General features: G+C 73.7%; 4 protein-coding genes and 1 pseudogene. 2 read left to right on the plus strand and 3 right to left on the minus strand.

Going from position 1 to position 6,217, the window contains the following annotated elements; translation table 11 throughout:
• On the minus strand, positions 1 to 827 hold an 827-nt coding region (locus CCL05_RS39935), incomplete at its 3' end, for an oxygenase MpaB family protein (RefSeq protein ID WP_086565502.1).
• Between the two features lie 205 nt (positions 828 to 1,032).
• On the opposite strand from CCL05_RS39935, the gene CCL05_RS39940 reads away from it, so the two are divergent.
• Together CCL05_RS39940 and CCL05_RS39945 are read left to right on the plus strand one after the other, a co-directional pair.
• On the plus strand, positions 1,033 to 2,553 hold the full coding sequence (locus CCL05_RS39940; RefSeq protein WP_086565503.1) for an ABC transporter substrate-binding protein: 1,521 nt from the start codon (positions 1,033 to 1,035) through the stop codon (positions 2,551 to 2,553).
• Between the two features lie 3 nt (positions 2,554 to 2,556).
• On the plus strand, positions 2,557 to 4,311 hold the full coding sequence (locus CCL05_RS39945) for an ABC transporter permease subunit (protein WP_086565504.1): 1,755 nt from the start codon (positions 2,557 to 2,559) through the stop codon (positions 4,309 to 4,311).
• A gap of 76 nt (positions 4,312 to 4,387) precedes the next feature.
• Here the strand turns inward: CCL05_RS39945 and CCL05_RS39950 are convergent, their stop codons facing one another.
• Both CCL05_RS39950 and CCL05_RS39955 read right to left on the minus strand, forming a co-directional pair.
• Positions 4,388 to 5,371 carry a D-2-hydroxyacid dehydrogenase gene (locus CCL05_RS39950; protein ID WP_086565505.1) on the minus strand — a complete coding sequence of 328 codons (984 nt, stop codon included), beginning with the start codon at positions 5,369 to 5,371 and terminating at the stop codon, positions 4,388 to 4,390.
• A 1-nt stretch (position 5,372) separates the two neighbouring features.
• Positions 5,373 to 6,217: pseudogene (locus tag CCL05_RS39955) on the minus strand (aldehyde dehydrogenase family protein); the annotation flags it as partial.

Consider the following 6,217-nt stretch of genomic DNA (forward strand, 5'->3'; position numbering starts at 1 on the left):
GCCGGGCGCGCGCCCGGCCCGAGCCTCGCCATCGCGCGCAGGATGTGTTTGGGCGGGAGTTGCCACCGCACACGTGCGGGAACACGGCGCAGCAGGAGGCCGGTGAGACGCAGTTGCCGGGTGACGGTGGCGGGTGCGGGGGCCGGTCTGCCGTACAACTCGTGGGCGTACGGAGGCAGAGAGGCGTACGCCAGTTGTGCCACGCGCCGCCACAGCACCTCGCGCAACGGTACGAGAAGGGGATGCGTCGGCGGGCGGAGCAGGAAGTCGTCCACATCGCGCGCCTCTGGCCCCGCGGCCAGTTCGGGGCGCACTTTCTCGAAGTAGGCCGTCAGTTGGGCCCGGTCGGCGGGCACGGTACCGGGGTCGAGGCCCACCAGGCGTGCGCTCTGCCGGTGTTCGTCGATGTAGCGGTCGGCCTCGGCGTCGGTGAGCCGGAATCCGGACCTGCGCAGGACGTCCAGGTAGGAGTCGATCTCGGCGCAGTGCACCCAGCGGAGCAGACCGGGTTCGTCGACGCCGTAGCGCTCGCCGGTGTCCGGGTCGGTCGCGGTGAGCATGCTGTGGATCTTCCGGACCCGGGCGCCCGCCCGCTCGGCGGCCTCGGTGGTGCCGTAGGTCGTCGTGCCGACGAAGTTCGCGGTGCGCATCAGGCGGCCCCAGGCGTCGCGCCGGAAGTCCGAGTTCTGCATGACGCCGCGTACCGCGCGGGGGTGCAGGGCCTGGAGGTAGAGCGCCCGGATGCCGGCGATCCACATCATGGGGTCGCCGTGCATCTGCCAGGTCACCGAACCGGGACCGAACAGCCCGGGGTCCGCGCCGGTCATGCGACTCACCTCCCGCCCGGCGCCCACGATGGCACAGTCCGAACAACCGGTCGATACCACCGGCTTCACCCCCCGGCGGTCCGGTTGTTGAGATTTCACCCACCCAGTACCGGGTTTGGTAAGGCTCTCCTTATATGCTGTCGCCGCCGATCAAGCACCCTCCGGGCCGCTGCGGCCTGCCCGATCCCCGCACGACAGGACTGACATGCGCACCACCCCCCGCGGCCTCATAGCGGCGCTCGCTCTCACCCCTCTGCTGGCCGGCTGCTTCGCACCGGGCGACAGCGGCGGCACCGGGGCCGGAGCGGGATCCGGCGGGCGGCTGCGGGTCGCGCTGGCCGTCCCGCCGGTGCAGGCGCTGTCCCCGTACAGCAACGACGCCACCGTGCTGAGCAAGCTGTCCGTCGCCGAGGGCCTCACCGCCCTCGACAAGAACGGCACGGCCAAGCCCGCTCTCGCGAAGTCCTGGAAGCAGGACGACGACACCACCTGGACCTTCGAACTGCGCAAGGCCGAGTTCCAGGACGGCACCCGGCTCACCGCCCAGTCGGTCGTCAACGCCCTCGACCACGCCGGGCAGGCCAGGCCCAAGCCCCGTGTGCTGAGCGACGTGACCCTGACCGCCAAGGCCGAGGACGCCGACACCGTCACCCTCACGACCAAGTCGCCCGACCCGGTGCTGCCGCTGCGGCTGGCCAGTCCCGCACTGGCGGTCCTGTCGGCGAAGGCGTACGCCGAGGACGGCGCCGTCAGCCCGGTCGGCACCGGCACCGGCCCGTTCCGGATCACCCGGCTCAGCGGCAAGACCAAGGCGGCGCTCGACCGCTTCGACGGCTACTGGGGCGGCAAGGCGAAGGCGCCCGGCATCGACGTGAGCTGGGTCGCGGACGGCACCGCCCGCGCCAACGCGCTGCGCAGCGGCGAGGCCGACATCGCCGAGTGGATCCCCACCGCCCAGGCGAAGCTCCTCGACAACGACACGCGGCACGAGGTGCCCTCGGTGCGCACCGACAGCCTCGTCCTCAACACCGGCGGCGGCCTGTTCACCGACGCCGGCCTGCGCGCGGCCGCCCGCGAGGCCGTCGACGGTTCCGCCCTCGTCGACTCCGTCTTCGGCGGCTACGCCGACCCGGCGCAGGGCCTGTTCGGACCCGCCGTGCCGTGGGCCGCCGGCAAGCGCGTGGAGGTGACCGGCCGTGCCGAGGCGGCGACCACCGCGCAGGTGAAGGCCGAGACCAAGGGCAGGACGCTGCGGCTGGCCACCTACACCAACCGGGCCGAGCTCCCCGAGGCCGCGACCGTGCTCCAGCAGCAGCTGGAGAAGGCCGGGTTCACCGTGAAGCAGGACGTGCGCGAGTACACGCAGATGGAGGCCGACCTCCTCGCCGGGAAGTACGACGCCCTGGTCTTCTCCCGGGTGACGCTCCTCGACACCGGAGACGCGGTCGACTACCTCGCGAGCGACTTCGCCGGCGAGGGCGTCTACAACATCGCCGGGCTGAAGGACACCGCGGTGGACAAGGCCATCCGGACCGCGGCGGCGGAGCGTGACACGCAGCGCCGCCAGGAGAAGATCATGCGGGCGGAGGCGGCGATCCTGCGCACCGACGCCGTGGTGCCGCTGGTCCACGAGCAGGCGGTGCAGGGCATCGCCACCGGCGTCGAGGGCGTGATCCTCGACCCGCGCGAGCGCTCTCTCGTCGACGTCGACACCCGCGTCGGGTAACGCATGAGCGTCGCCCACCCCTCCGGCGCCCGCCCGTCCCTCTGGCCGGCGGCGGCCGGCCGTGTGCTCGCCGGGGCCGTGCTGCTCGGCGCGGTGGCCCTGCTGCCGTGGCTGACCGGCGCCGACCCGGCCCGCACGGTGCTGCGCGCCCGCTCCGCCGACCAGAACCCCACAGCCGCGGACCTGGCCGCCGTACGCGAGCAGTTGGGGCTGGACGAAGGGCCGTTCGCGCATCTCACGCGCTGGCTCGGCGGCCTGCCGCGCGGGGACGCGGGCGTCTCGTGGGTCTCCGGCGAACCGGTCATGCCGCAGGTGGGGACCGCCCTGTCGGTCTCCCTGACACTGATGCTGGGTGCGCTCGCGGTGACCGCCCTGGTAGCCGCGCTGGTGTGCGCCCGCACCGTGTTCCTCGGCTCCCGGCGCCGCCTGCGGCGGGACCGGGCCGGCGCCACGGCCGCCGTGCTGGCCGCGCTGCCGAAGTTCCTGCTCGCCTCGGTGCTCGCCACCGTGTGCGGCGTCTGGTGGGGGTGGTTCCCGTCCAGCGGCTGGGAGGGGCCGCGGTCGATGGTGCTGCCCTCGCTCGCCCTCGGCATCCCGTCCGGTGCGATGCTCGGCGGGCTGCTCGACCAGGCGCTGCCCGCCGCCTTCCACGAACCCTGGGCGCGCACGGCGTACGCCGTCGGGCTGCCGCCCGGCCACATCGCCCGCGACGCGCTGCGCCGCACCCTGCCCGGCATGCTGCCGCAGTTGCTCCCGACCGTCGTGGCCCTGGTCGGCGGTGCGGTCGCGGTGGAGAAGATCTTCGACATTCCCGGGCTCGGCCGGCTAGCCCTGGAGGCCGCCGTCGCGCAGGACCTCCCGGTGCTCCAGACCGCGACCCTGGCGCTGGTCCTGCTCGGCGTGGGCGCCGGCATCCTGGTCCGGGCCCTGCGCCACGCCCTCCTCGGCCGCCCCCTGCGCGACGGCGCCCTGCCGGCCCTGCACCGGCCCCCGCTCGCGGCGCCGCGTTCCCTGCGCTGGATCATCGCGGTGTGTTCCGTGGCCCTGCTCGCCCTCGTCACGGCGGGCCTGCTGCGCGACCCCTTGCAGGTCGACACGGCGGCGCGGCTGCTGCCCCCGTCCCTGGGGCACCCCCTGGGCACGGACGCGCTGGGCCGGGATCTGCTGGCCCGGCTGGGCCACGGGGCGCTGCGCACGGCCGGTGTCGCTCTCGCCGTGACGGCGGTCAGCGCGGTCACCGGCCTCCTGCTGGGCATGGCACCGCGGGCGAGCGCAGGTCCGACGGAAGTCGTGTCGACCCTGCCCGCCGTCCTGACCGGACTGCTGATCGCGGGCGTGACCGGGCCGTCGGTGTGGGGCGCTGCGTGCGCGGTCTGCGTGGTCGGCTGGAGCCCGTACGCCGCCCAGACCGCGGCGCTGCTCGAACAGGAACGCGCGAGCGGTCACATCGCCGCGTCCGTCGCGCTCGGCGCGGGACGGCTGCACCTGCTGCGCCGTCACCTGCTCCCCGCGGTGCTGCCGGCTCTGCTGCGCAACGCCCTGCTGCGGCTGCCGACCACCGTCCTGGTCCTGGCCTCGCTCGGCTTCCTCGGCCTGGGCGAACAGCCGCCCACCCCCGAGTGGGGCCGGCTCCTGTCGGAGAACCAGCCGTACGCCGAACTCGCCCCCTGGACGGTGCTGGGCCCGGCCGCCGCGCTGGTGGCGCTGTCCGTGGTGGCGGTGACGGGCAGCGCGCTGGGACGCGGGAAGGGCGAGTAGCACGCGTCCCGGCATGGCGGGCCGCCTGCGGGGATGCTTGCTCTCGCCCGTCAGCGGGAGAACGGCTCGTCCACTTTCAGCCTGAGTACGGCTCGTCCACCACGTAGCCTCGCCGCTTGTCCACGACGTTGCGCAGGGGGCGGCCTTCGATGTGGCGGGTGAGGTTGTCGAGGAACACCTCGACGAGTGCCTCCCGCTCGCTGGTGGTCTCGCCCGCGGTGTGCGGGGAGATCATCACTCCGGGCATGGTCCACAGGGGCGACTCCACCGGCAGCGGCTCCCGGCCGAAGACGTCCAGGGCGGCACCGGCGAGCCGGCCGGCGGCGAGGTGGTCGATCAGAGCCTCCTCGTCGACGAGCCCGCCGCGGCCGACGTTGATGAGCCGGGCCCCGGGCTTCATCGCGGCCAGCACGGGCGCGTCGACCATGCCCCGGGTGCCCTTGGTGAGGGGGGCGGCCAGGACGACGTAGTCCGCCCCGCGCAGGGCCGCGGGCAGGGTCGTCCGTCCGTGCACCGTGCCGAAGTCGGGGTCCTCCGTGCGGGCTTTGCGGCCGGCGCCGCAGACCCGCATCCCGACGGCACGCAGCAGCCGGGCGGTGGCCCGGCCGATGGGCCCCGTGCCCCAGACCAGCGCCGTGCGCCCGGTGATGCCGTCACTGGGCCGCGGACGCCACTCGCGACGCCGCTGGTGCTCCCAGGTGCCGGGGAAGTCCTTGGCGAGGGCGAGGATCAGGCCGAGGACGTACTCGGCGGTCGGCTGGTCGTACACCCCGCGGGCGTTGGTGAGGACGACGCCCGGGTCGTCCACCAGGGCGGGGAAGAGGAACGAGTCCACGCCCGCGGAGGACGCGTGCACCCAGCGCGGAGCCTTCTCGGGGTTGTCGGGCCAGGCCTCACGGATGGCCGGGGTGATGGTGACCCAGGCCAGGAGGGCGTCGGCGCCGGGGAGGAGGTAGGGCAGTTCCTCCTCGGTCGCGTAGACGGTGTCCGTGAGGCGTTCGATGAGCGCGGTGGCGGGTGGCCGGTTGCCCCGGTAGAGGACGACGAGTCGGTCGGGCACGTCAGGCTCCGACGGGGACGGCGATGTACTTGTACTCGAGGAACTCGTCGATGCCGACGCGTCCGCCTTCGCGGCCGAGGCCGGACTGCTTGATGCCGCCGAAGGGGGCTGCGGGGTTGGAGACGAGCCCGGTGTTGAGGCCGATCATGCCGCTCTCCAGACGTTCGGCGACGCGCAGGGCGCGGTCGAGGTTCTGGGTGAACAGGTAGGCAGCGAGGCCGAATTCGGTGTCGTTGGCGGCGGCGATGGCCTCGTCCTCGTCGTCGAAGGTGCGCAGGGCGGCGACGGGGCCGAAGATCTCCGTGTCGATGATCGCGGACTCGGGGGCGATGTCGGTGAGGACGGTGGGCGGGTAGAAGCAGCCGGGCCCTTCGGGGAGTTCACCGCCGGTCAGGACGGTGGCGCCGCGTTTGACGGCGTCGCGCACCAGGTCGTGGGCCTTGCTGCGGCCGGCGATGTCGATGAGGGGGCCGACGTCGGTGCCGGGTTCGGTGCCCGGCCCGACCTTCAGGGCGGCCATGCGGGCGGCGAGGCGAGAGGCGAACTCCTCGGCGATGGAGATGTGGACGAAGATGCGGTTGGCGGCGCAGCAGGATTCGCCCATGTTGCGCATCTTGGCGACCAGGGTGCCTTCGACGGCGGTGTCGAGGTCGGCGTCGTCGAAGACGATGAGGGGGGCGTTGCCGCCCAGTTCCATGGAGGTNNCCGCCGCGCAGGAGGGGTTCGACGACGCCGGCGGCGTCCGAGGTGACCACGATGTTGAGCACACCGGCCGGCAGGCCCGCTTCGGTGAGGATCTCCGCCAGGGCGAGGCCGGCCAGGGGGGTCTGGGGGGCGGGTTTGAGG

Origin of the sequence: Streptomyces africanus (assembly GCF_002150735.1) — a bacterium.
Lineage (GTDB): Bacteria > Actinomycetota > Actinomycetes > Streptomycetales > Streptomycetaceae > Streptomyces > Streptomyces africanus.